A 26,442-nucleotide genomic window follows, 5' to 3' on the forward strand; every position below is an offset into this window, starting at 1 on the left:
AAGGAGGAAAGTGGGATTCGGCTCATTCAAACTTCTCGTCTGGGCGAACGCGGGACTGAAGAAGCCTGCGCAGCGAGTCGAGTCTTCCTTGCGATGAACCGCCTTCGGCGAGAAACCGGTCCAGGTAACAGTCCGGGTCTTCCGGCGGGCCGAGATGCCCACAGTTGGAAGGACACTCCTCCGCCGCCGCATGCAGGTCGGGAAATGCCGCCACCACATCGTCGGGCTTGATGTGTGCCAGCCCGAAGGACCGAATCCCGGGGGTGTCCACGACCCAGCCGCCGCCCGCCAAGGGCAGCGCCACCGCGGAGGTCGAGGTGTGCCGTCCCTTGCCGACTCCGCTCACCTCGGCGGTGGCCCGGCCTGCATCGGGCACCAGACGGTTCACCAGGGTCGACTTGCCGACACCGGAATGCCCGATCATCGCCGAGACGTCGTCGATCAACAGCTCGCGGAGTTCGGCGGGCTCGGTATCGGATCTGGTCACCACCACCGGGACCTGCAACTCCGAGTACAGCGCCGCCAGTTCGTCCGGCGCGGCCAGATCCGACTTGGTCAGACACAGCACCGGGGACAGCCCGCCTGCGAACGCGGCCACCAGCGCGCGGTCGATGAAACCGGTGCGGGGCATCGGATCCGCCAGCGCGGTCACGATGATCAGTTTCCCGGCGTTGGCGACGACGACCCGCTCGAACGGGTCGGTGTCGTCGGCGGTCCGGCGCAGCACACTGGTGCGCTCGGCCACCCGGACGATCCTGGCCAGCGAACCGGGCGTTCCCGAGGTGTCGCCGACCAGATCGACGAGGTCGCCGACCACGACCGGCGTCCGACCCAGTTCCCTGGCGCGCATCGCGGTGACCAGCCGCTTCGGATCGCGGTTGAGCGCGCAGGTCCACCGGCCCTTGGCAACGCCGACGACCATGGCCGGGCTGGCCTGCGAGTGCTCGGGTCGAATCTTGCTCCTGGGGCGGGTGCCCTTGCGATTCGGGCGAATCCGAACGTCGGACTCGTCCATCGAGTGCCAGTCCTTGCGACTCACACTCCCTGCACGTCCTTCCGGGGCCGCTGGGCGCAATCCTCGTCGTCGAGCATCGCCGCCCACATGCCCGGGAAATCCGGGATGGTCTTGTTCGTCGTCTCGATGTCCTCGACCGTCACCCCGGGAACGACCAGCCCGAGCACCGCGCCCGCCGTCGCCATCCGGTGATCGGCGTAGGACTGCCATTGGCCGCCGTGCAGCGGTCGAGGTTCGATCAGCAGGCCGTCCTCGGTCTCGGTCGCCGCACCGCCGAGCCGGTTGATCTCGGTCGACAGCGCGGCCAACCGATCGGTCTCGTGCCCACGCAGATGTGCGATGCCGCGCAGCCGGGACGGCCCGTTCGCCAGGGCAGCCAGAGCTGCGATGGTGGGGGACAGCTCCCCGACGTCGTGCAGATCGATGTCGATGCCGGTGAGTCGTTCGGGCGCCGACACCGTCAGTCGGTCGGCCGCGACCTCGACGGTGCAGCCCATCTCGGCGAGGATGTCTCGGATGGCGTCGCCCGCCTGGTCGGTGTGCGCGGGCCAGCCCGGGATGACCGTCGATCCGCCGGTGGCCGCTGCAGCGGCGAGGAAGGGCGTGGCGTTGGACAGGTCGGGCTCGATGGCCCAGTCCGTGCCCGCGATCGGGCCGGGCAGCACCCGCCAGACGTCCGGCTCCGTGTCGTCGACCGTCACTCCTGCGGCACGCAGCATCGTCACGGTCATCGTGATGTGCGGCAGCGAGGGCACCGGGGCCCCTCGGTGGCGCACCGTGACGCCCTCGGCGTAACGCGCTCCGGACAACAACAGCCCCGAGACGAACTGCGAGGAGGCGGACGCGTCGACGACGACCTCACCGCCGCGCAGGGCGCCCTCGCCGAACACGGTCAGCGGCAGCCGGTCGCCGGTGATCCTGGCCCCGAGGTCCCGCAGCGCCGTCAACACCGTCGACATCGGTCGTGTCCTGGCGTGCGGGTCGCCGTCGAAACGGACCTCGCCCTCGGCCAGCACCGAGGCGGGCGGCAGGAAGCGCATGACGGTGCCCGCCAGCCCGCAGTCGACGTCGATCGGTCCGCGCCAGTCGGCGGGGCGTACCCGCCAGCCCGCGACGGACTCGGCCGAATCGGCTGCGATGTCCTGGATGTCGGTGCCCAGCGACCGCAATGCCTGGGCCATCAACAGTGTGTCCCGGCTACGCAGCGGTGCTTGCAGGGTCGACTCGGTCTCGGCGAGCGCGGCGAGCAACAGGGCGCGATTGGTCATCGACTTCGAACCGGGCACCGCGATGGTGGCGTGCACGGGATGTTCGACGACGGGAGCAGGCCAAGCCAGAGTCATGGCCTCATGATTGCGCACTCCAGCTGCCTTTTCGGCTGCGACCCCGTGCCGCCGCGTCGATCCGAGGCCTCGGGCGGCGGGCCGATCCGGGCCCGTTCGACGTCGATCGAGGGAACCGGGGGACGAACCGCCGATGATCACACGAAGGAGCGACCCCGGCTCCAGCGAGTGGATCTTGTCGTCGCTGGGCGGTCGGGTGAGTGGTCGTGATGCGGCCGATCGGGTTGCGGCGGGGCGACGATGGCGGTCGCCCGGTCGTCGGTCGCCCGGCCGGCCGTCGCGCGGTGGCCGAGTCGAGGCCTCGCCGGCGAGAGGCTTCCCGACGTGCGTTGTTCGCCTCGGCAGCCGCGTGCCGTGCCCGAGCCGTGAGTCCGCGTCGAGGCCGAGGCGGCCGCCCTGGCGGACCTTGATCGGGCCCGAGGATAAACGATCAACTAATAGGGCAATAAAGCTCACTTAGGGTAGTCAATTCGCTTCCCAGGGTGTAAAGGGCGATCGCCGTAGGAAATGCGAAGTGTTCGCCGATGCGTACCGTTGCGGCCGGAGGGGCACTACTTCAACGGCGGTCGGGCAAGCACTGCCCTCCTTGCCGCGGAGGTGAACGAAATGTGCGGAAGATTCGCCTCGATCAAGAGCTCGACGCAGTTGGCGAACGAGTACGAGGCAGTAGACGGAACACGGGGTCGGGTCGTCGAACCCGACTACAACATCCCACCGACGCATGCGGTGTTAACGGTCGTCGCGAGGCATCCCAGGGATGCGAACGGGACCCCGGACCCGGCCAGCATCGTCCGGTCGATCCGCGTGATGCGCTGGGGGTTGGTGCCGCACTGGGCCAAGGACCCGGCGATCGGATCACGACTGTTCAACGCCAGGATGGAGACGGTCGCCGACAAACTGGCGTTCCGGGCTCCCGCAGCACAACGACGCTGCCTCATCCCGGCCGACGGTTGGTACGAATGGAGACGCGAGGAAGGGCGTAAACGACCCTTCTATCTGACCAGCAACGACCGCGAGAGCCTGGCGCTGGCGGGCATCTGGTCGGTGTGGCGGGACCCGGCGGGCGACGCCGATGGTCCGCCGTTGGCGACCTGCACGATCGTCACCACCCCCTCGGCGGGCGAACCGGCCGAGGTGCACGACCGAATGCCGCTCGTGCTGCCCCGTAAGGACTGGGGAACCTGGCTCGACCCGGATGCCGATCTCGGTGTCGACGGCGTTGCCGCCCTGCTTCGGCCGCCGGGCAGCGATGTACTGGGCCGAATCGAGGTGCGGCCGATCTCGCCTGCGGTCAATCACGTGCGCAACAACGGTCCGGGCCTGCTCGAACGCTTCGAGCCCGTCTCGCTGCCTGCTTCGCTCGACATCTCCCGACTCGTGAGTAAGAGTTGACGGTCCGGCACGTGGGATCGGCGGGGTTCTCCGACGTGCGGCGTCGAACCAGGGAGTGAAGCAGCGATGTGCGGGCGGTACGCGATAACGAAGGATCCGGCGAGGTTGGCTGCCGAGTTCGGCGCGTTCGACGGCACGGAGGGCGCGTATCAAGGGCCGGACCATAACGTCACCCCCACCAGGATGGTGCCGATCATCGTGGAACGGGCTCCCGCAGCCGGGGGCCCGCCGCGTCGCACGGTTCGGCTGGTGCGGTGGGGACTGATCCCGCACTGGGCGACCGACCCGAGCAGCGGACCGCCGATGATCAACGCGCGAGCCGAGACCATCACCGAGAAGCCCGCCTACCGCGATGCCGCCGCGCGCCGTCGTGGCCTGGTGCCCGCCGACGGTTGGTACGAGTGGAAGCCCACGGCCGAGCGGAAGCCTGCCTCGGAGCGGAAACAGCCGTACTTCGCGGCCCACGAGGATGGCCGGACCCTGGCGATGGCCGCGGTCTTCTCGGTCTGGTGGCAACCGCCCACCGAGGCGGGCGCCGAGCCGACGCCGCTGGTGACGGCCGCGGTGGTCACCACCGACGCGGTGGGCGAGTCCGCCGATATCCACCACCGCATGCCGCTGCTGCTGCCGCAGGACAGCTGGGGTGACTGGCTGGATCCGGCGAGTCCGGCCAGCCCCGATCTGTTGGCCGCGCCCGACCCGGAGCTCATCGCCGGAATCCGGGTGTATCCGGTGTCGCCTGCGGTGAACAACATGCGCAACAACGGTCCCGAACTGATGGAGCGAATCGAGATCGTGCCCGAGCAGACCGCCACCCCGACCCTCTTCGATGCGTTGTGACCAACCTCGAGATCGAGACCCCGCACGGGACGGCCAGGGTGGAGCTGCACTCCGCCCCCGAGGGCGCGGCGGTGCTGCTGCTCGGACACGGCGCCGGGGGCGGCATCGACGCGCCGGATCTGGTGGCGACGGTCCGAGGTGCGACCGAGGCGCAGGTGCACGTCGCCCTCGTCGAGCAGCCCTACCGGGTCGCGGGCCGGCGGGCCCCGGTTCCGGCGAAGCAGCTGGACGCCGCCTGGCTGGCCACCGCCCAATGGCTCGGCGCGAACTGGTTCCCGGACCTTCCGCTGGTGTTCGGTGGTCGATCCTCCGGCGCGCGGGTCGCCTGTCGCACGGCGGCGGCCGGGGGTGCGGTGGCCGTGTTGTGCCTGGCCTTCCCGCTCGCCCCACCGAAGACACCGGAGAAGAGCAGACTCGCGGAACTGGCCTCGGTGCAGGTGCCCACGCTCGTCGTGCAGGGCGAACGCGACCCCTTCGGTCGACCGGAGCCCTCGGTTCATCGTGACGTGGTGATCCTCGACGGGGACCACGCCCTCAAGGCCGATCCGGCCGGGGTGACCAGGGCCGTCGACGAATGGCTGTCCAAGGTGCTGCGCCCGATAGCGACCTCGGACTGACACCGGCGGACATCGTGGGCGACCGCCCGCGCCGGATCTGCGCGGCCCGCCCGCGTGGGCGCCGCACCGGGCGAATCTAGACTCGGCCGATGGCAGGACGGGGAACGCAGGCGACCGCGCTGTTGGTCAAGAAGGCGATCGCCCACCGGGTGCACACCTATCAACACGACCCCAACCACGCCTCCTATGGGACCGAGGCGGCCGAGCTGTTGGGCCAGGACACCGCCCGGGTGTTCAAGACCCTCGTCGCCGAGCTGGACGGCAGACTGGTGGTCGGAGTCGTACCCGTCTCCAGCCAGCTCGACCTCAAAGCACTGGCCTCGGCGCTGGGCGGTAAGAAGGCCAGAATGGCCGCCGTGGCCGACGCGGAGCGCGCCACCGGATACGTGGCGGGCGGGATCTCACCCGTGGGCCAGAAGAAGGCACTGCCATTGGCCCTGGACAGCTCGGCGCAGGACTTCGACACCGTGCTGTGCAGCGGCGGAAGGCGCGGACTGGAGATCGAACTCGCCCCCGCCGACCTGATCGCGCTCACCGGCGCGGTGGTGGCGCCCATCGCCACGTGAGTTGCGCCTCAACCCGCCCGGAAGGCAACGGCGATGCCCGGCAGGCGCCGTTGGCGGCGCCCCGGCCCGCGAGCGGCATCGATACGCTGCGAACACCGAGATCGAGTGGCGGTCGGGAATGAAATATGGCTCCCGCAGCGTTGCGCAGGACGTGGTGACTGAGGTGCTGGAAGTCGGGCGGGATGCCCGCGAAGACGTAGGCTTGAGGACGGCCCGCGGTCGTCCGGTCTCGGGCTTGTCGACTCGTTCCGTCGCAGGCAGGCGACGGCGGGAAGGGAGTTCCGTGCCCGGCAGATCGGGAGCCACGGGAGCCGGCAAGCAGGCGGCGCCGGTGGACGGGGGCGAGCTCGCGCGCCGCTTCGAGCAGGACGCGATGCCGCTGCTCGACCAGCTCTACGGCGCCGCGCTGCGGATGACCCGCAACCCCGCGGACGCCGAGGACCTGGTGCAGGAGACGTATCTGAAGGCGTACGCCGCCTTCGCCTCCTTCTCGCAGGGGACCAATCTCAAGGCCTGGCTGTACCGGATCCTCACCAACACCTACATCAACGGCTACCGTAAGCGGCAACGCCAGCCACAACAGCAGCCGACCGAGGAGATCTCGGACTGGCAGCTCGCGCAGGCGGAGAGCCACACCTCGTCGGGTCTTCGGTCCGCCGAGGTGGAGGCGCTCGACAACTTGCCGGACACCGCGGTCAAAGAGGCTCTGCAGCAGTTGCCGGAGGACTTCCGGATGGCGGTGTACCTGGCGGACGTGGAGGGCTTCGCCTACAAGGAGATCGCCGAGATCATGGGAACGCCGATCGGTACGGTCATGTCCCGACTGCACCGGGGACGCACTCAACTACGGGAACTGTTGACCGATGTCGCCAGGGACCGAGGCTTCTTCCGGGCGAGCGAGCGGGAGGTGACGAAATCGTGAGCGAGGAACGTCCTCACGAGACACCCTGTACCGAGGTGCTCGGTGAGCTGTGGCTGCTGTTGGATCACGAGTGTGGGCAGGGACGCGGCGAGGCGCTGCGCCAGCACCTGGACGAGTGCGGGCCCTGCCTGGAGCATTTCGGGATCGAGGAGCACCTGAAGGAGCTGCTCGCCCGCAAGTGCGGAAACGAACAGGCGCCGGACGCGCTCAAGGAGCGGCTCCGTTCCTCGATTCGTCAGACTGTCCTCGAACAGGCGCAGGTGACCGTCGAGCACGGGCCGTGCGGTCGAACCGTCGAGGTCGAACTGCGGGCGAGGAGTTCCGAGTCCGCCCCGCCGCAGCGGGTGCAGGTACGCGAGGACTGACGCGCGGCGTCAGGCGTAGGGCGAGCCCTCTCGGCTCGACAGCACCATGACGCGAAGCGACCCCGGACGCGGGTGGTGACTGCGTACGGGGCCGTCTCACTGCTGCGGCGCAGGCTCCAGAGTGCGGCTGCACCCGAGCCTTCGCTCAGCTGTTGGGGCGCTTGCCGTGGTTCGCGCCCTTCTTCTTCCGGTCACGCTTCTTGCGAGCACGCTTGGACATCGTGGCTCCCTCTCGTCAGTTGCCTGGAGAGTCTGACACGCTGGCATCGGCGGCGAGGAGTCGGCCCAAGCAGTGGTTGGATGGCAGGCAACATGCAGCGGCTGGAGGACGTGTCTCTCACATGATCGAGCAAACCCGTGCGGAGCCGGTGGTGAACGTGCTGCGACCGGTCGACACCGATCGCGGTGTGATCGTGTCGTCGGTGAGCCGCTGAGATGTCCACGCTCTCTGATCTACTCGCCGAGCACACGGGCCTGTCCGACGCCGTCATCGAGCATCTGCAACGCGTGGTCGTGGAATGGCAGCTCCTCGCGGACCTCTCCTTCGCCGACTTCCTGCTCTGGGTCCCGTTGGACGAGGAGGACGAGCCGGGGGATCGCTTCCTCTGTGTCGCGCAGGCGCGTCCGACGACGGCACCCACCGCGCATCCGGAGGACCTGGTCGGCGGCAAGGTCGCGGTCGAGGAGCATCCGCAGCTGCGTCGCGCGGTGGTGGAGGGCCGGATCTGCCGGGAGGAGGATCCGCGCTGGCACCTGGGCGTTCCCGTCCGGCGCGAGACGATCCCGGTTCGGTTCGAGCGCAAGGTGGTCGCGGTGCTCAGCCGAGACACCAACCTGGCGGTCCCGAGGGTGCCCAGTCCGTTGGAGATCTCCTACCTGGGTAGCGCCTCCGATCTGTGTCAGATGGTCGCCGACGGGACCTTCCCGGCGTCGGAGCCATCGCCGGACGTCCACACCAGCCCTCGGATCGGCGACGGCATGATCCGCCTCGACTCGGCGGGCGGGGTGGTCTTCGCCAGTCCCAACGCGCTGTCGGCCTATCACCGGATGGGTCACGCCGCCGACCTGGTGGGGACGCAGCTCGCCGCGTTGACCCGTTCCCTGCTCACCGACCCGTTCGACGCCACCGAGGTCGCGCAGCGGATTCGCTCCGCGGTCGGTGGCGAGCCGAGCATGCGGATGGAGGCCGAGGCGCGGGGTGCCACCGTGTTGTTCCGGGCCCTGCCGCTGCGGCCCCGAAGCCAACCGGCAGGCGCCTTGGTGCTCGTGCGGGACGTGACCGATGTGAAACGGCGCGATCGGGCGTTGATGTCCAAGGACGCCACCATCCGCGAGATTCACCATCGGGTCAAGAACAACCTGCAAACGGTGGCTGCGCTGCTGCGACTGCAATCCCGTCGAATGTCGACGGCGGAGGCCAGGCAGGCATTGGAGGAGTCGATGCGCCGGGTGACCTCTATCGCCCTGGTGCACGAGAACCTGTCGATGTCGGTGGATGAGCGGGTCGATCTCGACGATCTCGTCGATCGGGTCATTCCGATGATGAGTGATGTGGGTGCGGCGGAAAGTCGGGTGGTGGTTCGTCGCGAAGGCCGGTTCGGTGTGGTGAACGCCGAGTTGGCGACGCCGTTGGTCATGGTGCTCACCGAACTCGTGCAGAACGCGATGGAACACGCTTTCTCCAGCGAGGTACGGGGATTGGTCGTGGTTTCGGCCCAACGGTCGGCCAAGTGGTTGGACGTGGTGGTGGCCGATGACGGTCGTGGACTACCGCCGGGGTTCTCGTTGGAACGCGCGGAAGGCTTGGGTCTTCAGATTGTGCGGACCTTGGTCGACTCGGAACTGCGTGCCTCATTGAGTCTTCGGCGCGCCGATCCGGTGGGAACTCAGGCCGTGTTGCGGGTGCCGTTGACCCGCCGTCGATGACCTAGCCGCCTGGGTCGGCATCGCCTAGGGGTGTTGACTCTCGGTATCCGCCCGGTTGACGGCCGTGTGACCCGCTGAGTGGGTGGTCGATCGGCTAATTGAATACGTGAATTAGGTATGCGAACGCAGTGAAGGCCCGATCCGAAGTCGACTCGGATCGGGCCTTCCCAGCGTGAGAATGGTGTTTCGCGCGGCTCAGACGTTGCTGCGGGCGCGAGTGCGAGCGTTACGCCGCTTAAGAGCGCGTCGCTCATCTTCACTCATCGCGCCCCAGACGCCCGCGTCCTGCCCGCTCTCCAAAGCCCAGCTCAGGCACTCGGAGGACACCGGGCAGCGGCGGCAGACGGCCTTCGCCTCGGCGATCTGCAGAAGGGCGGGACCGCTGTTTCCCACGGGGAAGAACAGCTCGGGGTCCTCGTCACGGCAGGCCGCATCGTGGCGCCAGTCCATTGTTCCTAGCTCCTCGCTAGGCGCGTTCAGTACGCGCCGGTAGTCGGTGGGGGGATGTGCTGGGTGCTTGTGAATGGTTTCACGAACTGGCGTGATGTCAAGGGGTTCGATCCATTCCGGTGAGGAGACTCACCCGAACGATCGACTGATGATCACGTTTGGTGCTGGTTTTGCGGGGCATGTCCGGCGCAAAAAACCACCCGACAGCGGTTGACAGCGAGCCAGTCGCCGATGTGCAGCGTTCAGGCTACAACCTCGAGAGCGTTTGGCGCTGCATTAAAGCGAACTTCTTCGTGGCGACCAAGGAAGTCACCGTCGACCTGAAGACCCATCGGACGGTCACAACGCACCACAACACTCGGGACGTCGTCCTCGCGTAGTAGTCGGGCGCCGCGCGGACCGTACTTCGTACCCGCGAAAACCTGTGTGAGATGCCGGATCACCGTGGGCGCGCGCATCGTGTTCAGTGCGAACACTCCCAGTCCCCCATCGAAGGAGCAGTCGGGATTGGTGTGCATCGGCCACGGACCGAGATAGGTCCAGGGGTCGGTGTTGCAGACGAATGCGAGATGACAACCGGAAATCGGCTCTCGACCGGGCAACTCCACGGTGAGACTCGGCTTTCGTATCGCGGAACGCAGATAACGACCGAACGCGATCCTCGCGTAGCGAAGCGGAGTCGCCACTCGGCCCGACTCGCGTTGCCGTTCCACCGCTTCTACGACATCGGCATCCCAGCCGAGTCCCGCATTGAAGGTGAACCAGCGATCGTCCACCCGCCCCAATCCGACCCGACGAGAGCGGCGCGACTCCACCGCCTGGAGGAGTTGGTGGGTGGCCTCGACCGGATCGCGCGACATCCCCAGGGCGCGAGCGAACACATTCGCCGAGCCACCCGGCACCACGGCCAGCTTCGGGACGTCGTCGCCGAGGCCCTCGCGAAGCAGGCCGTTGACCACCTCGTTGACCGTGCCGTCGCCGCCGAGCGCGACGACGAGGTCCAGCCCGTCCTGCCTGGCCTGCGCGGCGGCATCGGCGGCGTGACCGCGATACCTCGTCTCCACCAACTCCAACTTGACGGTGCTCGCCAAGGCGTGGGCCAGGACGTCCCGCGTTGCGGTCGTCGTGGTGGTGGCCTGCGGATTGGTGACGAGGAGGGCGCGCACCCCGAAAGGGTAGGCCAGGAACAGCGCGGTCGTGGGTGGTCGACGAGGGCGAGCGTGACGAGCGCCGCATCCCCTTGCCCAGCCGGGACCCGAGCCACTCGGGGATACCATCGGTTCGGACAGCCGTTGCCAGAGACAAGGCTGATAGGGAGTGACTCGTGCGTCTCGACAGTGCGCCGAGGTCGGTACTGATCGCTGGGCTGCTGGTCGGCCTACAGGGCGTCGCAGGACTGGTCTTCACGGCGATGTTGCTCTTCCGGGAGGTCGGCGGTGTCGCAGCGGAGACCGGCGGTAGCGGCTACGGACATGCCGCCTACTTCTCCCTGCTGAGCTGCGGTGTGCTGGCCTTCGCGGTCGGCCTGCTGCGCGGTAAGCCCTGGTCCAGGACACCCGCGCTCTTCATCCAGCTGCTGCTGCTGGGCGTCGCCTGGTACGCCTTCGGACCGTCGGGCAGGCCGGTCGAGGGGATCGCCCTGGCGATCTACTGCGCCGCGACGGTGCTGCTGCTGCACACCCCGCCCGCTCGGCTCTGGGGAATGGGCTTCACCCCGGAGGAGGCCGGTCGCGAACTCGAACGGGCCGCCGAGGAGCGGACCGCGTGACCGAGCGGTCCGCAGCGTGCGATCCCACGCTGCGCTCGGCCCGGCCGAGAGACTGGCCTGCGATCTGGCCGATCTGGCATCGCGTCGTCGCCGAGGGCCGGACCTACACCTGGGACCCGGAGACCGAGGAATCCACCGCCGTCGGACTGTGGATGCTGCCGGCGCCCGCACGGGTGTACGTCGCCGAGCTCGACGAGGGCGCCGGGCCCGTGGTGGTGGGAACCGCGCTGCTCAAACCGGTGCAGGCCGGGTTGGGCGACCACATCGCCAATGCCTCGTTCATGATCGACCCGGATTACGCGGGGCGCGGCCTCGGGCGGACGCTGGGGCGACATGTCATCGCCGAGGCCGAGGCGGCCGGGTACCGCGCGATGCAGTTCAACGCCGTGGTGGAGACCAACAGCGCCGCCGTTCGGCTGTGGAAGTCCCTGGGATTCGAGGTGCTCACCACGGTTCCCGAGGCCTTTCGACACCCGGAGCACGGCCTGGTCGGTCTGCACGTGATGCATCGGCGGCTGGCCGAACCGAGCTGATCCGAGCGGTTCGTCCGGCCTGGCCCGGTTAGTCCGGCTCGATCTCGGCGGGTCGCTGCCGGCCCGTTTCGGCCGCCACCCCCAGTTGATCGAGCACCGCGCAGCCCAGCTCGCTGTTCGGATCGGCCAGATCGAACGGCAGATCGAAGTGGTTGCGATGCGGGACGACCAGATCGGTGACCTGACCCCCGGCCGTGCGGGCCGAGTGGACGAGATCCTCGTGTTGCCGGGCGAACTCCGAGGTCTCGGCGCCCCCTCGGGCCACGATCAGCGGGGGCAGCCCGCGCGGAAGCCGATGGATCGGGCTGTTCCGCCGCGCCGATTCCCTGGTCAGCCCTAACGGCTCGTTGACATAGGTCAGCCGGATCGGCTCCAGGTCGTACACCCCGCTGAGCAGGGTGGCGCCCGCGACGACATCCGAGGCGGCGCGCCCGTCCGGCAGCAGGCCATCGCAGAGCGCCATCGCCATCAGATGGGCGCCCGCCGAACTGCCCGCCAGGTGAATGCGCCGAGGGTCCACGCCCCACCGCTGGGCGTTCTCGATCAGCCACCACACCGCACGCTGCACCGAGGCCACCATCTCGTCCAGCGAGCGCGCGGGCGCCAATCCATAGCCGATCGAGGCGAAGGCGACCCCGGCGGGAATCAGATCCAAGGCGGGGAAGGAGGCATCGCTCTTACTCAACTCCTGCCAATAGCCGCCGTGCACGAACACCTGCAACGGGGCCGAGGTCCGAGCCGAGGGGAAGAGATCGAGCCGATGATCGGGTTCGGGGCCGTAGGCGACATCGAGATGGACCCGCCGCTGCGATCTGGCCCGTGCGCTGGCCTCCGAATAGGCGGCGAGGAGGCCTTGGAGATCGTCCACACACGAGCTCGGGGAGTATTCGCGATCCAGCTCGGCCTGGTCGAACTCGGCGTAGACCCGGTTGCCTGCCTGGTGCGGCGGGTCGATCATCGGCGGGGTCCTCTCGGCGTGGACGACGGCTTCCCGCCGACATGATCGACCCTCGGCGTGCTGCTGCGCGATGGTCAGCGCAGGTTCAGGCCCAGCAATTGGGTGACACTGCGTTCCTCGCCGAGGATGGAGACGGCGGCGGTACGCAGGTAGAACCGGACTCCCTCGGTGGGCGGTAGCCCGAGGGCTCTGGCGAGGAAGACTCGGAGCAGATGTCCGTGAGCCACCAGAACGATGTCGCGACCGCCAGCCTGCCGACGGGCCAGCGCCGCCACCCCGTCGGCGCGGTCCCCGACCTGGTCGGCACTCTCGCCACCGGGTATCGGGTGGGTCCACACGGTCCAATCCGGCACCCGGGTGCGGATCTCGGGGGTGGTCAGACCCTCGTAATCCCCGTAGTCCCACTCGGCCAGCTCGGGCAGGACCGTGCCTCTCAGCCCGGCCAGCTCCGCGGTCTGCGTCGCCCGGCTCCTCGGGCTGATCAGGACCAGCGGTTCCTCGGCGTCGCCGCGCAGCTCACCGAGGAGTTCGCCTGCCCGGCGAGCCTGATTCCGGCCGCGATCGGTGAGTTCGACATCGGTGATGCCGGTGTGTCTGCCCGCTGCCGACCACTCCGTCTCGCCGTGCCGCAGCAGGTAGATCGTGCTGTTCGCCTGCGGCCGACTGTCGGCGGTCACGACTGGTTCGCCTCGGCGCGCAGGCTCGCATAGCGCGCCAGGCATTCCTGGTAGTCGGGCAGCAGGCCGGTCGACTTGGCCTCGCTCAACGACGGGGCCTGCTCGTCCTTCTCGGAGAGCACCGGCGGGACGTCGGCGGGCCAGGGCAGACCCAACTCCGGATCCAGCGGATTGACCCCGTGCTCGTGCCCTGGCCGGTAGCCGGTCGAGCACAGGTAGGAGACCACCGTGTCGTCCTCCAACGCGAGGAAGGCGTGTCCCAGACCCTCCGGGATGAAGACGGCGCGCGGCGACTCGGTGTCCAGGCGGACCGTGTCGAATTTCCCGAAGGTGGGCGAGCCGACTCGCAGGTCCACCACGACGTCGAGCGCCGAACCCTGGGCGCAGTAGACGTACTTGGACTGCCCCGGCGGGACATCGGCGAAGTGCAGTCCCCGGATCACGCCACGACGGGAGACGCTGTTGTTGGCCTGCGCGAGCCGCAGCGGGTATCCGACGGCCTCGGCGAAGACGTCCTCCTGGTACGGGGCGGTGAACGATCCTCTCTGGTCGGGGAACTTGGTGGGGATGAATTCGAAGGCGCCGTCGATGCTCAGCTCTTGTACTCGCACGGGGCACGAGCCTAGTCCGCTCCGATGGCGGGGCGGCGTGGCTCGCCGGGGGCCTGTGTCGCCGGATCGGCGCCGGGATCGCGGTCGGCGACCCGGCCTCGGCGAGCGCCTGTCCGAGGGGACACCGAGTCGATTGCGAGGGCAGGCGGGCAGGCTCGAATTGCGCTGCGGTGCCCTCGGGAACTCGGGGGCATTCGCGGTCGGCGATGCGGGCCGTGCCGTCCAACATCGGCGGAATCGATACGGAGAGTGTCCGGGTTCGGTCGGCGGCAGGAGTCGAGTGGCGATCGCTGGGAATATGCGCATAGCGCGATGAAAAAGGGATCAAATCCTGAGCAAGAGAAGAAATCTCAACAATAAGAACGGACGTCTTGCTAGCGAAAGTGCCGGTGAGATGAAATATTGCTCACTTTTCGCTGGATACCCTGTGGGGCGATTCCGGCGTGGTGCCAGACTGATCGGCACCGCTGTTTCGACTGGTGCCCCTCGTTCATAATCAACGCAGGGTCACCGCTCGGGCGGATGGATCCGACTCCAGGCCGGTGCAAACCCGCCGGTTTCCGTATAGCCGGAGTCCGCCGCCGCGAGTATCAAACCCGTCTTCCACCGTGAGGGATGTCGTGACCGCACTGAACGATCAGGCGACCGGCCAGTTGACCGACGAGGAGATCTTCTCAGCCCACGAAGGCGGCAAACTCGGGGTGAGCGTGCGCACCTCGCTGGCCGACTCCCGGGCGTTGTCCATCGCCTACACCCCGGGAGTGGCGCAGGTCAGCAGCGCCATCGCCCGAGACGCCGCCTTGGTCAAGGACTACACCTGGACGAACAGGCTCGTCGCCGTGGTCAGCGACGGCACCGCCGTCCTCGGACTCGGCGACATCGGCCCCCGAGCGTCGCTGCCGGTGATGGAGGGCAAGGCCGCCCTGTTCAAGGCGTTCGGCGATCTGGACGCCATCCCGCTCGTCCTCGACACCACCGACGTCGATGAGATCGTCGAGACGCTGGTCCGGCTGCGGCCGTCCTTCGGCGCGGTCAACCTGGAGGACGTGGCCGCCCCGCGCTGCTTCGAACTCGAGGAGCGGCTGATCGAGGCCCTGGACTGCCCGGTCATGCACGACGACCAGCACGGCACCGCGATCGTGGTGCTCGCCGCCCTGCGTGGGGCGGCGAATGTCCTGGCCCGGGAACTCACGGGTCTGCGCGTCGTGGTCTCCGGGGCGGGGGCGGCAGGCGTGGCCTGCGCCGACATCCTCGTCGCGGCGGGGATCGCCGATGTCACGGTGTTGGACTCGAAGGGCATCGTCGGTTCCGGACGAACCGACCTGAACCCGGTCAAGACCAGGCTCGCGGCCACGACGAACCCCACCGGACGCACCGGCGGACTCGACGAGGCCTTGACCGGCGCCGATGTCTTCGTCGGGGTCTCCTCCGCCAAGGTCGAGGAGGCATCCCTGGCGCTGATGGCCCCGGACGGCATCGTCTTCGCGCTGTCCAACCCGGACCCGGAGGTGCACCCGGATATCGCACGCAGGCATGCGGCGGTGGTCGCCACCGGCCGTAGTGACTTCCCCAACCAGATCAACAACGTGCTCGCTTTCCCCGGTATTTTCGCCGGGGCACTGAACGCGGGTGCCCGACGGATCACCCAGCGGATGAAGTTGGCGGCGGCGGATGCGATCGCTTCGGTGGCCGCCGACGAACTCGCCGCCGAGCGCATCGTCCCCAGCGCGCTGGACCCCCGCGTCGCACCGGCGGTGGCCGACGCGGTCGCCAGGGCCGCAGAGCGGGAACCGGCCGCTGGATGAAAAAACATCGGTGAAACGGCGTCATCGGGTGCACATCCGGGAGTCACCTGAAAGGCTGTCACTTGATTGGCGAAGCTTCAGCACGCCGAACACGTCTGATCGGCCGGGACCGACGAGGTCCCGGCCGACTCGGGCGCCAGTGACTGCAGAAGGCAGACGTCGGGTATGGGCACGAACAGGTGGCCCTTGGCGACGTCGTCGGTCGAGCCTGAGATGCGGGCGGATCGTCCGCGCCGACGACAGCGTGCCAAGCGCACGAGCGGGGGGATGAAGCCGTGACCGATCAGGTCGAGCAGCTGGGAAGCCTCGGCGATGCGGATGTTCTCGATCGGAACACCGCACTCTCGGCCTTCGACGTCCCGGCGGTGTACTGCGATCCTCTCGGTTTGATCCAGGCGGTCAACGAGGACTTCGTTCGACTCGTCCGGGCCACCTCGGCGACCACGTTGATCGGCGGCAAGCTCGACATCGTCGGCGACTCCGATGGCGGCCCGGACCGCTTGGTGTGCACGGACGGTGGCAACCTCCCCGTCCGGGTAGTGCCGTTGCCGGCCGAATCGGGTGAAAATCAGGGCCGGACCGTCTTGCTGATCGCGCTGAACCCGACCGCTCCGGTGCCGGAGTCCTCGGTGCAGGACGAACTGCGCAGGCTCCGCGATGTCCAGATCGACGCCGGGATCGGCTCCTTCGAATACCGGCTCTCCGACGGAGTGGGGCGCTGGTCGCCCGGCCTGTTCGTCCTGCACGGCCTCGACCCCGACGGCGCCCCGCTGGACTTCGCGGGCATCGTCGACATGCTGCACCCCGACGATCGGGAGCGACTGATCCACCTGGCCGCCGAACAGGCGGAGCGACTGGAGGACTTCGTCTTCGAGTACCGGGTCCAGCATCTCGACGGCAGGCAGCGCAGGCTGTTGGCCAAGGCCGCCATCACCAAGGACGCCGACGGCGTTCCCGACATGCTCGTCGGCTTCGCCGCCGACGTCACCGAACAACGCACCGCGGCCGAGGCCTTGGCGGAGGAACGCGCCTGGCTGCTGGAGGCGCAGCGCATCGCCAGACTGGGCAGCTTCACCCTGGACGAGTCCGCCACCGCGCGCCGCTCCAGCGAGGTGCTGCGCGAGAAGCTGCTCGAACTCACCGGTCAGGACGAGAAGCTCCTCACCGCGGTGCACCCCGAGGACCGGGACCTGGCCGTCAGCCTGTTGGACAAGGTCGACGGTCTGGCAGGCGAGGTCGAACTGCGCGACCGAAGCGGTACGCGGCGCTATGCCTGCCGGATCCGGGCCGAACTGGACGCCGACGGCAAGGTGATCCGCAGACACGGCACCGTGCAGGACGTGACCGCGCAACGCGAGTTGGAGGCCGAACTCCGAGCGGAACGCCGCAGGCTCTTCGATGCCGAGCGCGGCGCAGGCCTGGGATTCTGGTCCTGGGATCCGGGTTCGGACCGGGTGTCCTGGTCGCCGGTGCTCCGCGAGATCTTCGGCGTCGACGAGGACTTGGAGATCACCTACCAGCGATACCTGGAGGGGGTGCATCCCGAGGACCGGACGACCGTCGAGGCGCTCTGGCACACGCTGCTCATCGACAAACAACCCTCGGAATGCGAACACCGGGTGGTCCGTGGCGATGGCACGATCCGCGTGGTCCGCTGCACCGGGGCGATCACGTTGGAGGCGGACGGCTCGCCCCGGGTCGTCGGCATCACCCAGGACCTCACCGGTCAGCGGGCCGTGGAGGCCAAGGTCCGGACGTCCACGCAGCGGTTCGCCGACCTGGTGTCGATCGCGCCGATCGGCATCGGCATCTTCGACGACCAAGAGCGGATGATCGACGCCAACGAGGCGCTGTGCGACCTGCTGGGTTACGAGCTGGACCAGCTGCGGGGCATGAGCGGCGAACAGCTGACCCACCCGCAGGACCGGCAGGCACGCGAGCGATCGGTGGCCAGGGTCGCGCAGTCCGAGGCCAAGATGACGAAGGTGCCGCAACGGCTGTTGGTCCGCGCCGACGGCGAGCCGGTGTACTGCGAATTACACGTCTCGCGATCCGAGCAGGACGACGGACGGTTGTTCTGGTTGATCATCTTCCAGGACATCACCGAGCGCCGCCGGGCCGCCGAGGCCCTGCGGCATCAGGCGACCCACGACGACCTGACCGGCCTGCCCAACCGGGCCGCCGTGAAGGAACAGCTGGCCGGGCTGCTCAGCGGCCCCGACGGCAGCCGGGTCGCCGTGTTGTTCTGCGACATCGACAACTTCAAGCGGGTCAACGACTCTCTCGGCCACGACGCGGGTGACGAACTGCTGGTCGCGCTCGCCAGACGGCTGGAGGGCGGCCTGCCGCCGAGCTGCACGGCTTCCCGGCTCTCCGGCGATGAGTACGTGGTGATCTGTTCGGACATCGACGCCGTCGGCGGCGTCGACGCGTTGGCCACCCGGGTGGCCGGACTGCTGCGGACGGCCGTCCCGGTGCACGGTCAGCTGGTGCGAGTCTCCGCCTCGATCGGTGCGGCGGTGCCGAACGGCTCCCGGGCCAGCGGCGCCGACCTGTTGCGCTTCGCGGATGCGGCGATGTTCGAGGCCAAACGCGAGGGCGCGGGGCGGGTGGCGTTGGCCAGCGCGGCGTTGATGGCCTCCGCCGATCGCCAGGTGCACCTGGAGGGTCAGCTGCGGGAGGCGCTGAGCCGGGACGAACTCATCCTGCACTACCAACCGGTCGTCGGGCCGGATGGCGCGGTGCAGACCGCGGAGGCGCTGGTCCGCTGGCCGCATCCGGAACGCGGGCTGCTCGCGCCGGACGTGTTCCTGCCGGTGGCCGAACAGGGCGACCTACTGCGTGACCTCGACCGCTGGGTGCTGCGGACCGCGTTGCGCGAGGCGTCGACCTGGCCGACGGTCGACGGCAGACAGGTGGCGGTGGCGGTGAACCTGGCAGGCCTGGTCCCCGGCGTTCCCGACTTCGTCGACTCGGTCACCAACGCGGTGGAGGAGAGCGGGATCGACTGGAACCAGGTGATCCTGGAACTGGTGGAGACCAGCCTGGTGGATCTGCCGTCACGGACCAGACAGACCATGGGTGAGCTGGTGGAACGCGGTGTCCGCTTCGCTGTCGACGACTTCGGCACCGGCTATTCCTCGCTGGCCAGGTTGAAGGATCTACCCGCGCAGATCATCAAGGTCGACCGACGATTCGTGGCCGGGGTCGGCAACGATCCCTCCGACTTCGCCGTGGCGCGGGCGGTCGTGGACATGGCCAGGGCGATGGATCGCAGTTGTGTCGCCGAGGGCGTCGAGACCGCCACCCAGTTCCACGTGCTGCGCGGCGTCGGCGTGGACGCCTATCAGGGTTGGTTGTTCTCGCGTCCGGTGCCTGCCAAGGAGTTTCGCTCCGTCTTGGCGCTCGGACCGCTGCACGTGCCTCGCGCGGGCTGAGTACCCGCACCGGCCGGATCGACGGCGCAACCCCAGACCCGGTGCGGACAGCGGGACGGGCGGCATGAACAGCGTGTCGCTGGAGTTCATGCCGCCCGTGTCCTCGGGGTATCGCGAGACCGATCAGGCGGTCCGGGCGCCGGCCTCGGCCAAACCCGTCGCCAGTCCGCGTGCGGGCTGGGCGGCCGTGCTGGCGAGCACGTTGCGGCTCATCTCGGCTTGGATCTTGGCCAGCAGCGGGACCACCAGCAAGCCGAGCGCCCCGATGCCGATGGCCTGCGCGGGCAGCAGGGTCGCGGCCACCAGCCAGTTGTTGATCTCGATGCCTGCGAACACGCTGATCGGCTCGGGGAACAGCTGCCAGGTCCCGAGCAGGGCGATCGAGAGGAACGGCACCGCGGCCATGGCCAGCGCCAGCACTCCGGCCAGCGTCACGGCGGTGAACTGCACCAGGGTCCAGCCGGCGTCCCGGAGGCTCGACGGATCGGCGATCGCCTGCCGAAGTCCGGTGATGCCGCCACCGAGCGACAGCGGGCGGGCCTCGACCGGCGTACCGAGGTACCGACCCGCCCGACGGCGCTCCAGGTTGCTCAACCAACGCAGCGCCACCAGGACCGCCGGGGTCGCGACGATCCCTACACCTACCGGGATCAACGCCACGCTGACCAGCAGCAGACAGAACCCGAGCACGGCAGCCGGAAACGTGCACAGGGTCGTCAGCGAGTAACTGGTGGCGCGCAGTACCTGGGTAAGCCGCTTCCGCACGACGGTCATCTCCTCTTGGCTCGTGGTGATGCCGAGAAGTCTGCTCGGGCGCGGCGCCGTGCACAGTGGAGCGGACTACACCCTTTGCCGGGTGCCTGCTCCCCGCCGGTAGGCCGCGCCGACGGGTCGGCTCACTCGACGTCGCCCGGCCCGGTCGGGGTGGCGTCGGCGGCGGCGAGTACTGCGGCGATGCGGTGTCGAGGCAGGTCGATCAACCGCAGATCCAACTCCTCGGCCCGGGGCGCCGTGGCCCGCACCAGGTCTCGGGCCTGGTTCTTGGTCAAGGTCCGTCCCAGGGCCGACTCCCGCTGGACCAGCGCCTCCCGCCACACGTTGGCGATGCGGCCGTGCGCCTTGCGCAACAGCGCACCGGCAGGCGAGGCGGTCTCGCCGGTCGCCGAGGTGGCCACCACGACGGCGTGCTTGCCGTCCGGTGTGCTTCGGTGGAATCGCAGTGAGTACTTCGCGGCGACGAGTTCGCGTAGCGCCTGCTGGGCGGCCGCATCGACGAGGTCCGGATGGTTGTTGCGCACCAACACGGCGAGCCGCTGGGCATTGGTCGCGGCCAGCACCCGCGACAACCACGGTCCCGGATCGCCCTGTGCGTCGATCACGGCGGCGGCCGTGGTGCTGGGAGCGGACCAATCTGCCGTTGACACCGGAAGCGGGCATTGCGGACCGGCGTCATCCGACGTCGATCCGCCTGCGGGCGCCACCAGACGCTGTAGTGCGTCCAGCGCCGCCTCGGAGAGCGTGCCGCCCGACTCGCTGGACTGCGGGCCGTGCGTGTAGATCCGGTTGTCGCCTCGCCGGGCGCTCTTCCCGGAGCCGACCGGCCGACAGACATACAGATCGCTGGCGCTGCCGACCGCCTGCGCACCCTCGTACCGGTCGAAGTCGGGGACGATCGCCTCGAAGAGCATGCCGAGCCGCTGAAGGCGTTGCTGCACCGCGAACCCGAGTGCGGGCGTCCGATCGCTGTAGCCGTAGGCGATGAGCACGCGCCCACCGGAATCCCGCAGACACTCGACTGCCCTGGCCGCGAAGAGTCCGATGCCCTCCGGTGTGTAAGGCGGGTCGGTGAAGACCAGATCGCTGCCCGCGAGCACCGACGGTGGCAGACCGAACCGCAGGTCGGCATGCAGACAGCGCACCCGCAGACCCCGTGCCTCGGCGATACGGTCGATGTGGGCCAGCACCCGGTCGTCGACGTCGACGACGGTGATGGACAGCTCCGGACGCAGTCCCGCCAGGGCGAGCGACGTCAGATCGTGGTCGCCGAGGAACAGCACCTCGGCCCCGTCCAGTTCGTACTGTGATGTCAGCCATGCCGCGCGGCGCAACACACTGTCCGGGGTGGCCTGGACGTGATCCAGTGCGGCCAGCGGCGGGGGCACCTCGGCGATGTCCGCCCGGACCGCCGAGCGCACCGAATCCGGCAATTCCACCGAGGCCGAGACCGGCTCGACCGGGGCGGGCAGCTCGGCGAGCGCGAACCGCCGTCGGTACTCGTCGGCGAGCGGGGCGGGGATGCGGAACAGCTCGCGACCATCGACCGAGCGGCGCGCCAGGTCGTCGCCCACCGCGCTGAGCAGCTCTTCCACGGTACGGCGGGGCATCGCGGGGCCTCGGATCACATCGTCGAGCGACTGCCAATCCGTCAGCAGCATGGCCAACACGCGGCGGAATCGCAGGCCGTGCACCCCGGCGGCGCGGATCAGCTCCGCCACCGCCGCCGAGGGATCCGAGGTGCTGTGGTCGATGCCGTCCTCGGCGATCTGGTGGTTCATGCCCCCGATCGTTCCACCATGCGGACAACCGATCGGATTCACGCCCGCTGTGGCGCTTGGTGGTCGCAGATGTCGCGGTGCGCGTCTAGGGTCGTTCGTCGGCGCAGCGGTCGGAGATCGGCCGCGTGACACGAGGGGGCTCGGTGATCGAGTTCCAATCCGCGACCAAACGCTTCCCGGACGGAACGGTGGCCGTTCGGGAGCTCGACCTCACCGTGGAGGCAGGCACCATCACGGTCTTCGTGGGACCGTCCGGCTGCGGTAAGACCACCTCGCTGCGGATGGTCAATCGGATGGTCGAACCGACCTCCGGCACGGTGCTGGTCGACGGGGTCGACGTACTGAGCTCGGATCCGGCGCGACTGCGCCGGGGGATCGGCTACGTCATCCAACACGCGGGGCTGTTCCCGCACCGGACCGTTCTGGACAACATCGCCACGGTCCCGTTGCTCTCCGGGTGGACCCGCCGCAAGGCCAGGAGCCGCGCCGCCGAGCTACTCGAACTGGTCGGTTTGGCTGGCGAACTCGGATCGCGTTACCCCGCGCAGCTCTCCGGCGGCCAGCAGCAGCGGGTCGGCGTGGCGAGGGCATTGGCCGCCGATCCGCCCGTGCTGTTGATGGACGAACCCTTCTCGGCCGTGGACCCGGTGGTCCGCGAGGGTCTCCAGGACGAGCTGCTGCGGTTGCAGAACGACCTGGACAAGACGGTCGTCTTCGTGACCCACGACATCGACGAGGCGGTCCGCATCGGCGAGCGGGTCGCGGTCTTCGCCGAGGGCGGTCGGTTGGCGCAGTATGTGGCGCCTGCCGAACTGCTGGCCTCGCCCGCCGACGATTTCGTCGCCGACTTCGTCGGCCGGGATCGCGGCTACCGAGGGCTGTCCTTCCTGCCCGCCTCGGACCTGGCCTTGGGCGAGGTCGCCACGACGGAGGTCGGCGCGACTCGGGGCGGGTTGTCCGCCGAGGCCAGTGCGGAGGACTGGGTGCTGGTGTTGGACGGCGATCGAAGACCCAGAGGTTGGCTGGCGCCGGATTCCCCATGGCGCCGGGACCGCGACGCCGGTGAGCTCGCCGAATCGGACCTGGTGGCGGGTGGCTCGCTGCACACCGACGGCGGTGCCCTGCGTGGTGCGCTGGACGCGGCCCTGTCGGCACCCTCCGGTCTCGGAGTGGTGGTGGACGACTCGGGCCGCTACCGGGGTGTGATCACCCCGAGTCGGGTGCTGGATCTGGTGGAACGTCGTCGCTCGAAGCGCGGCGGACCGTCGGCGGGAGCCACCACCTGATGTGGGAGGACCTGGTCCGGTACCTGAGTAGCGCCAACAATCGAGAGCTTCTCGGTTCGCAGCTACTCGAACACATCTACCTGTCGTTGACCCCGCTGCTGCTCGGTGTGGTGGTGGCGGTCCCGATCGGCTGGTTGGCGCACCGGTTCCCTCGGGTCCGCGCGGTGTTGTTGCCCGCGGCGAGCATTCTCTACACGGTGCCCTCGCTGGCCCTGTTCGTGGTGATCCCCGGAATCATCGGGACGCTGGTCCTGGACAGCATCAACGTGGTCGTCGCCCTGACCCTGTACACCAGCGCGCTGCTGTTGCGTCCGGTGATCGACGCGCTGACCGCGGTGCCGGACCACATCACCGCCGCCGCCACCGCGATGGGTTACCAACCGGCCCGCCGTTTCCTGGCCGTCGAGCTGCCGCTGGCGGTTCCGGTGCTCGCTGCGGGACTGCGGGTCGGCGCGGTGAGCAATATCAGCCTGGTCAGCGTCGGCGCGTTGATCGGCACCGGTGGTCTCGGGGTGTTGTTCACCGAGGGCTTCCGCACCAGGTACCTCGCACCGATCGTGGTGGGCATCGTGCTCACGCTGGCCTTGGCGCTGGTGGTGGACCTGCTGCTGGTCGCATTGCGTCGTTGGCTCACCCCGTGGGAGCGGGTCGAAGTGGGGGCGCGCACATGATCCAGGGACTGTTCGACTGGTTGGGCGACCCGGCGAACTGGCAGGGCACGACCGGCGTTCCCATCCGGCTGGTGGAGCATCTGGTCTACTGCGCCATCGCCATCGGGCTGGCGGCCGCGATCGCCGTGCCGCTGGGGCTCTACATCGGCCACACCGGCCGGGGCGGTGTGTTCCTCGTCGGAATCGGCAACGCGATGCGGGCGCTACCCACCCTGGGACTGGTGACCTTCCTGTATCTGGTGCTCGGCGGCACGCAGACCGCCACCGTGGTGGGCCTGGTCGTGTTGGCGGTGCCACCGATCCTGGCCGGCACCTACGCGGGGGTGCAGGACGTCGATCGACGGGTGGTCGATGCGGCCAGCGGCGTGGGCATGACCGGCTGGCAACGGCTATGGCAGGTCGAGTTCCCCAATGCGCTGCCGCTGTTGTTCGGTGGACTGCGCAACGCCGTCCTCCAGGTGGTCGCCACCGCGACCGTCGCCGCCTATGTCGGGCTCGGTGGTCTGGGCAGGCTGCTGCTCGACGGAATCCGGGAACCGGACTACTCGCAGGTGTTGGCGAGCGCGCTGCTCGTGGCACTGCTCGCATTGATCCTGGACGCGGTGCTGGCCACGGTGCAGTGGTTGGTCGTGCCGCGCGGCTTGCGGCCCGCAGCGAAACCGCACCGCCGTAGGCGGCAGGCGACTCCGACCGACGGCGAACCGGCGAACGCGGCGGTAGCCGGAACCCGCCCCTGACATCCCCGGGGCGAACCCCGACTCCTCGGCATCGCAGCGCGCGCCACGAGCACCGCATCCGAGGTGTCGCCGCGCCGAGCGGCGTTGTCGAGCACAGCAGTGCAAGTGATGAGGATACGAGGGAGATCACGAGGCGATGAGACAGCCAGGAAGATCGCGAGTCGTCCGACGGGGACTGGCCGTGCTGGCGGCGGGCACGGTATTGGTGACCGGCGCCTGCGGCGGTGGCGATCCGCTCGACCCGCAGCGTGAGGCCGCCGAGGGCGGGGAGATCATCGTCGGCTCGGCCGACTTCGCCGAGAATCAACTCCTGATGGAGATGTACGCCGAGGTGCTGCGCGAGGGCGGCGCCGAGGTGAGCACCCGTCCGGGCGTGGGCAACCGGGAATTCATCGTCGACGGACTCCAGGACGGGTCGCTGACCGTTGTTCCGGAGTACACCGGCAACCTGTTGCACCATTTCGCCGAGGTCGCGCCGGGTACCTCGGCCGAGGAGATCGTCACCGAGCTGGACGCCTCGCTGCCGGAGGGCTTGGAGATCCTCGCACCGGCCGAGGCCGAGAACAGCGACGTGCTGGTGGTGACGCAGGAGACGTCCGAACGGCTGGACCTGACCTCGTTGGCCGACATCGGCGAGCAGTGCGACGAGCTGGTTCTCGGCGCGGCGGGGGAGTGGGCTGGCCGGTGGGTGGAGCCCATCGCCGAGATCTACGACTGCACCTTCAGCGAGATCAGGACCACCGACGCGGGCGGCCCGATCACGGTCGACGAGCTCGCGGCGGGCAACGTCGACGTGGCGAACCTGTTCACCACGATGTCGGCGATCGAGGAGAACGGGTTCGTGGAGTTGGAGGACCCGGAGCAGCTCTACCCCGCCCAGCAGGTGATTCCGCTGGCCAGGGCCGACGCCCTCGACGACGAGCAGCGGGCCGCGCTCGACGAGCTGGCCGCCGCCCTGAACACCGAGAACCTCAAGGAGATGGTCCGCCGGATCGAGGTCGATCGGGAGAACTACGCCGACGTTGCGCAGGAGTTCGTCGCCGGACTCTGATCTATTCGGCGAGCCCGGCCCGGCCGGGCCGACGGCTGCTGTATCGAGCAGCTCGACGACCCGGCCGGGATCGGTGCTGGTTCGGGCGGATCCGCCTGAACCGGAATCGGGAACCGGACCGATCGGCTCAGCCGGTCACGGGGTGATGGCCTCGGATCGGCGTCGGCCGAGGCGCGGGCGGCGGCTGCTCCTCGTCACCGGGCTCCTCGTCGCCGGGCTCGGACGGCTCGGGCTCGGCGGGCTTGCTGGGCTCCGGCTCAGGCTCCGGCTCCGGTTCGGGCGCGGGAGTCTCGGCGCCCGCCGCGCAGGTGGCGGACGCGATGTCGATGCTCTGCAGGCCCGCGAGCTCGATGGACAGCGCGGTGACGGTCAACGACCCGTCGTCGCCTGTGACCTGGCGGTTCAGCAGCACAGTGGCCAGTCCGGGAACGTCCACTCCGGTGTTCGGGGGAGCCGCGGCGTCCAGTGCGATGCCGCCAAGGCTCGCTCCGACCAACCTGCTGTCGCCCTGACCCTGCTCACAGGTGGCCTCCACCGCGGTCGCGGCGAGGTCGCCGAGGCCGAGATCCACCAGGGTTGCCGCGCCGAGACCGACCCGCAGGTCGGTGACGCTCGCGGCGGCGCGGTAGGTGTCGACCTCGGTGTTGAGCACCCCGGCCTCGACCAGTCCGCCTGCCACGTTCAAGTCCAACACCGAGCGTTGCTGAAAACCGTGCTCGCCGGTCAGGTGCGGCGTCGGCTGGATGGCGATCAGCCCCTCGGCGCCGAGTGCGAACGCCGAGCTGGTGGCCGTTCCGGTCGTCTCCTGTGCCGCTGCGGGCAGGACCGAGCTGAATGCGAGGCCGATAACAACGGCCAGGCCGGCCGATGCATGTGCAGTCTTGGACACGATTGCCTTTCGTATATCGGGGGAATCG

At 68.9% G+C, this 26,442-nt stretch carries 26 protein-coding genes; 15 read left to right on the top strand and 11 right to left on the bottom strand.

Annotated elements, in window-relative coordinates:
* Nucleotides 1–22: 22 nt before the first annotated feature.
* Together rsgA and aroA are read right to left on the bottom strand one after the other, a co-directional pair.
* Nucleotides 23–1,015 (bottom strand): ribosome small subunit-dependent GTPase A, encoded by a 993-nt coding sequence (gene rsgA / locus BKA25_RS04020; RefSeq protein WP_172803861.1) that lies wholly within the window; start codon nucleotides 1,013–1,015, stop codon nucleotides 23–25.
* A 20-nt stretch (nucleotides 1,016–1,035) separates the two neighbouring features.
* Nucleotides 1,036–2,358, bottom strand: coding sequence for a 3-phosphoshikimate 1-carboxyvinyltransferase (gene aroA / locus BKA25_RS04025; RefSeq protein WP_069852011.1), 1,323 nt, complete (start codon nucleotides 2,356–2,358; stop codon nucleotides 1,036–1,038).
* Between the two features lie 606 nt (nucleotides 2,359–2,964).
* On the opposite strand from aroA, the gene BKA25_RS04030 reads away from it, so the two are divergent.
* From BKA25_RS04030 to rsrA, 6 genes are all read left to right on the top strand, one after another.
* The gene (locus BKA25_RS04030) at nucleotides 2,965–3,750 is read left to right on the top strand and encodes an SOS response-associated peptidase (RefSeq protein WP_069852009.1); all 786 of its coding nucleotides are present in this window, start codon (nucleotides 2,965–2,967) and stop codon (nucleotides 3,748–3,750) included.
* Nucleotides 3,751–3,816: 66 nt separating this feature from the next.
* Nucleotides 3,817–4,590 carry an SOS response-associated peptidase gene (locus BKA25_RS04035; protein WP_069852007.1) on the top strand — a complete coding sequence of 258 codons (774 nt, stop codon included), beginning with the start codon at nucleotides 3,817–3,819 and terminating at the stop codon, nucleotides 4,588–4,590.
* Nucleotides 4,587–5,207, top strand: coding sequence for an alpha/beta hydrolase family protein (locus tag BKA25_RS04040; RefSeq protein ID WP_069852005.1), 621 nt, complete (start codon nucleotides 4,587–4,589; stop codon nucleotides 5,205–5,207). Before BKA25_RS04035 ends, BKA25_RS04040 begins: the two co-directional genes overlap by 4 nt.
* Nucleotides 5,208–5,296: 89 nt before the next feature.
* Entirely contained in the window at nucleotides 5,297–5,773 is a 477-nt protein-coding gene (gene ybaK / locus BKA25_RS04045; RefSeq protein WP_069852003.1) for a Cys-tRNA(Pro) deacylase, read from the top strand.
* Nucleotides 5,774–6,104: 331 nt separating this feature from the next.
* Complete coding sequence (locus BKA25_RS04050) at nucleotides 6,105–6,695, top strand: sigma-70 family RNA polymerase sigma factor (RefSeq protein WP_236751021.1); 591 nt, start codon at nucleotides 6,105–6,107, stop codon at nucleotides 6,693–6,695.
* Entirely contained in the window at nucleotides 6,692–7,060 is a 369-nt protein-coding gene (gene rsrA, locus BKA25_RS04055; RefSeq protein WP_375791841.1) for a mycothiol system anti-sigma-R factor, read from the top strand. The genes BKA25_RS04050 and rsrA overlap by 4 nt, the downstream gene beginning before the upstream one ends.
* Before the next feature lie 145 nt (nucleotides 7,061–7,205).
* Here rsrA and BKA25_RS28585 read toward each other — a convergent pair whose 3' ends face one another.
* Entirely contained in the window at nucleotides 7,206–7,280 is a 75-nt protein-coding gene (locus BKA25_RS28585) for a 50S ribosomal protein bL37 (RefSeq protein ID WP_157421450.1), read from the bottom strand.
* 215 nt (nucleotides 7,281–7,495) lie between these two features.
* Here BKA25_RS28585 and BKA25_RS04060 point away from each other — a divergent pair, with 215 nt between their 5' ends.
* A complete protein-coding gene (locus BKA25_RS04060) occupies nucleotides 7,496–8,986 on the top strand; it encodes a sensor histidine kinase (protein ID WP_069851997.1) in 1,491 nt (496 codons plus the stop codon).
* A gap of 195 nt (nucleotides 8,987–9,181) precedes the next feature.
* Here the strand turns inward: BKA25_RS04060 and BKA25_RS04065 are convergent, their stop codons facing one another.
* Both BKA25_RS04065 and BKA25_RS04070 read right to left on the bottom strand, forming a co-directional pair.
* Nucleotides 9,182–9,436 carry a WhiB family transcriptional regulator gene (locus BKA25_RS04065; protein ID WP_069851995.1) on the bottom strand — a complete coding sequence of 85 codons (255 nt, stop codon included), beginning with the start codon at nucleotides 9,434–9,436 and terminating at the stop codon, nucleotides 9,182–9,184.
* A 242-nt stretch (nucleotides 9,437–9,678) separates the two neighbouring features.
* Complete coding sequence (locus BKA25_RS04070; RefSeq protein WP_069851993.1) at nucleotides 9,679–10,602, bottom strand: diacylglycerol/lipid kinase family protein; 924 nt, start codon at nucleotides 10,600–10,602, stop codon at nucleotides 9,679–9,681.
* 158 nt (nucleotides 10,603–10,760) lie between these two features.
* Between BKA25_RS04070 and BKA25_RS04075 the strand changes: the two genes are divergently transcribed.
* Together BKA25_RS04075 and BKA25_RS04080 are read left to right on the top strand one after the other, a co-directional pair.
* Nucleotides 10,761–11,204, top strand: coding sequence for a hypothetical protein (locus BKA25_RS04075; protein WP_069851991.1), 444 nt, complete (start codon nucleotides 10,761–10,763; stop codon nucleotides 11,202–11,204).
* Nucleotides 11,201–11,737 carry a GNAT family N-acetyltransferase gene (locus tag BKA25_RS04080; protein ID WP_236750379.1) on the top strand — a complete coding sequence of 179 codons (537 nt, stop codon included), beginning with the start codon at nucleotides 11,201–11,203 and terminating at the stop codon, nucleotides 11,735–11,737. The genes BKA25_RS04075 and BKA25_RS04080 overlap by 4 nt, the downstream gene beginning before the upstream one ends.
* A gap of 28 nt (nucleotides 11,738–11,765) precedes the next feature.
* On the opposite strand, the gene BKA25_RS04085 is transcribed toward BKA25_RS04080, so the two are convergent.
* From BKA25_RS04085 to rfbC, 3 genes are all read right to left on the bottom strand, one after another.
* Nucleotides 11,766–12,695 (bottom strand): alpha/beta hydrolase, encoded by a 930-nt coding sequence (locus BKA25_RS04085; RefSeq protein WP_069851989.1) that lies wholly within the window; start codon nucleotides 12,693–12,695, stop codon nucleotides 11,766–11,768.
* A 74-nt stretch (nucleotides 12,696–12,769) separates the two neighbouring features.
* Nucleotides 12,770–13,372, bottom strand: a complete 603-nt coding sequence (locus tag BKA25_RS04090) for an acid phosphatase (protein WP_069851986.1) — start codon at nucleotides 13,370–13,372, stop codon at nucleotides 12,770–12,772.
* Nucleotides 13,369–13,983, bottom strand: a complete 615-nt coding sequence (gene rfbC, locus BKA25_RS04095) for a dTDP-4-dehydrorhamnose 3,5-epimerase (RefSeq protein ID WP_069851984.1) — start codon at nucleotides 13,981–13,983, stop codon at nucleotides 13,369–13,371. The genes BKA25_RS04090 and rfbC overlap by 4 nt, the downstream gene beginning before the upstream one ends.
* 620 nt (nucleotides 13,984–14,603) lie before the next feature.
* Between rfbC and BKA25_RS04100 the strand changes: the two genes are divergently transcribed.
* On the top strand, nucleotides 14,604–15,788 hold the full coding sequence (locus BKA25_RS04100; protein ID WP_069851981.1) for an NAD(P)-dependent malic enzyme: 1,185 nt from the start codon (nucleotides 14,604–14,606) through the stop codon (nucleotides 15,786–15,788).
* Nucleotides 15,789–16,063: 275 nt separating this feature from the next.
* Nucleotides 16,064–19,225, top strand: coding sequence for a sensor domain-containing protein (locus tag BKA25_RS04105; RefSeq protein WP_084643372.1), 3,162 nt, complete (start codon nucleotides 16,064–16,066; stop codon nucleotides 19,223–19,225).
* A gap of 123 nt (nucleotides 19,226–19,348) precedes the next feature.
* On the opposite strand, the gene BKA25_RS04110 is transcribed toward BKA25_RS04105, so the two are convergent.
* Both BKA25_RS04110 and BKA25_RS04115 read right to left on the bottom strand, forming a co-directional pair.
* Complete coding sequence (locus tag BKA25_RS04110) at nucleotides 19,349–19,999, bottom strand: sensor domain-containing protein (protein WP_069851978.1); 651 nt, start codon at nucleotides 19,997–19,999, stop codon at nucleotides 19,349–19,351.
* Nucleotides 20,000–20,121: 122 nt separating this feature from the next.
* The gene (locus BKA25_RS04115; RefSeq protein ID WP_069851976.1) at nucleotides 20,122–21,780 is read right to left on the bottom strand and encodes a bis-aminopropyl spermidine synthase family protein; all 1,659 of its coding nucleotides are present in this window, start codon (nucleotides 21,778–21,780) and stop codon (nucleotides 20,122–20,124) included.
* Nucleotides 21,781–21,923: 143 nt separating this feature from the next.
* On the opposite strand from BKA25_RS04115, the gene BKA25_RS04120 reads away from it, so the two are divergent.
* The 4 genes from BKA25_RS04120 (at nucleotide 21,924) to BKA25_RS04135 (ending at nucleotide 25,525) form a co-directional block, all read left to right on the top strand.
* A complete protein-coding gene (locus BKA25_RS04120; RefSeq protein ID WP_069851974.1) occupies nucleotides 21,924–23,066 on the top strand; it encodes an ABC transporter ATP-binding protein in 1,143 nt (380 codons plus the stop codon).
* The gene (locus BKA25_RS04125; RefSeq protein ID WP_069851972.1) at nucleotides 23,066–23,737 is read left to right on the top strand and encodes an ABC transporter permease; all 672 of its coding nucleotides are present in this window, start codon (nucleotides 23,066–23,068) and stop codon (nucleotides 23,735–23,737) included. The genes BKA25_RS04120 and BKA25_RS04125 overlap by 1 nt, the downstream gene beginning before the upstream one ends.
* The gene (locus BKA25_RS04130; protein WP_069851970.1) at nucleotides 23,734–24,474 is read left to right on the top strand and encodes an ABC transporter permease; all 741 of its coding nucleotides are present in this window, start codon (nucleotides 23,734–23,736) and stop codon (nucleotides 24,472–24,474) included. Before BKA25_RS04125 ends, BKA25_RS04130 begins: the two co-directional genes overlap by 4 nt.
* 136 nt (nucleotides 24,475–24,610) lie before the next feature.
* Nucleotides 24,611–25,525: an ABC transporter substrate-binding protein gene (locus BKA25_RS04135; protein WP_069851968.1), complete on the top strand. Its 915-nt coding sequence runs from the start codon at nucleotides 24,611–24,613 to the stop codon at nucleotides 25,523–25,525.
* A 127-nt stretch (nucleotides 25,526–25,652) separates the two neighbouring features.
* Here the strand turns inward: BKA25_RS04135 and BKA25_RS04140 are convergent, their stop codons facing one another.
* Nucleotides 25,653–26,414 carry a choice-of-anchor P domain-containing protein gene (locus BKA25_RS04140; protein WP_069851966.1) on the bottom strand — a complete coding sequence of 254 codons (762 nt, stop codon included), beginning with the start codon at nucleotides 26,412–26,414 and terminating at the stop codon, nucleotides 25,653–25,655.
* Nucleotides 26,415–26,442: the final 28 nt, after the last annotated feature.

The sequence above is a fragment of the Actinoalloteichus hymeniacidonis genome, assembly GCF_014203365.1.
Taxonomy (GTDB): Bacteria; Actinomycetota; Actinomycetes; order Mycobacteriales; family Pseudonocardiaceae; genus Actinoalloteichus_A; species Actinoalloteichus_A hymeniacidonis.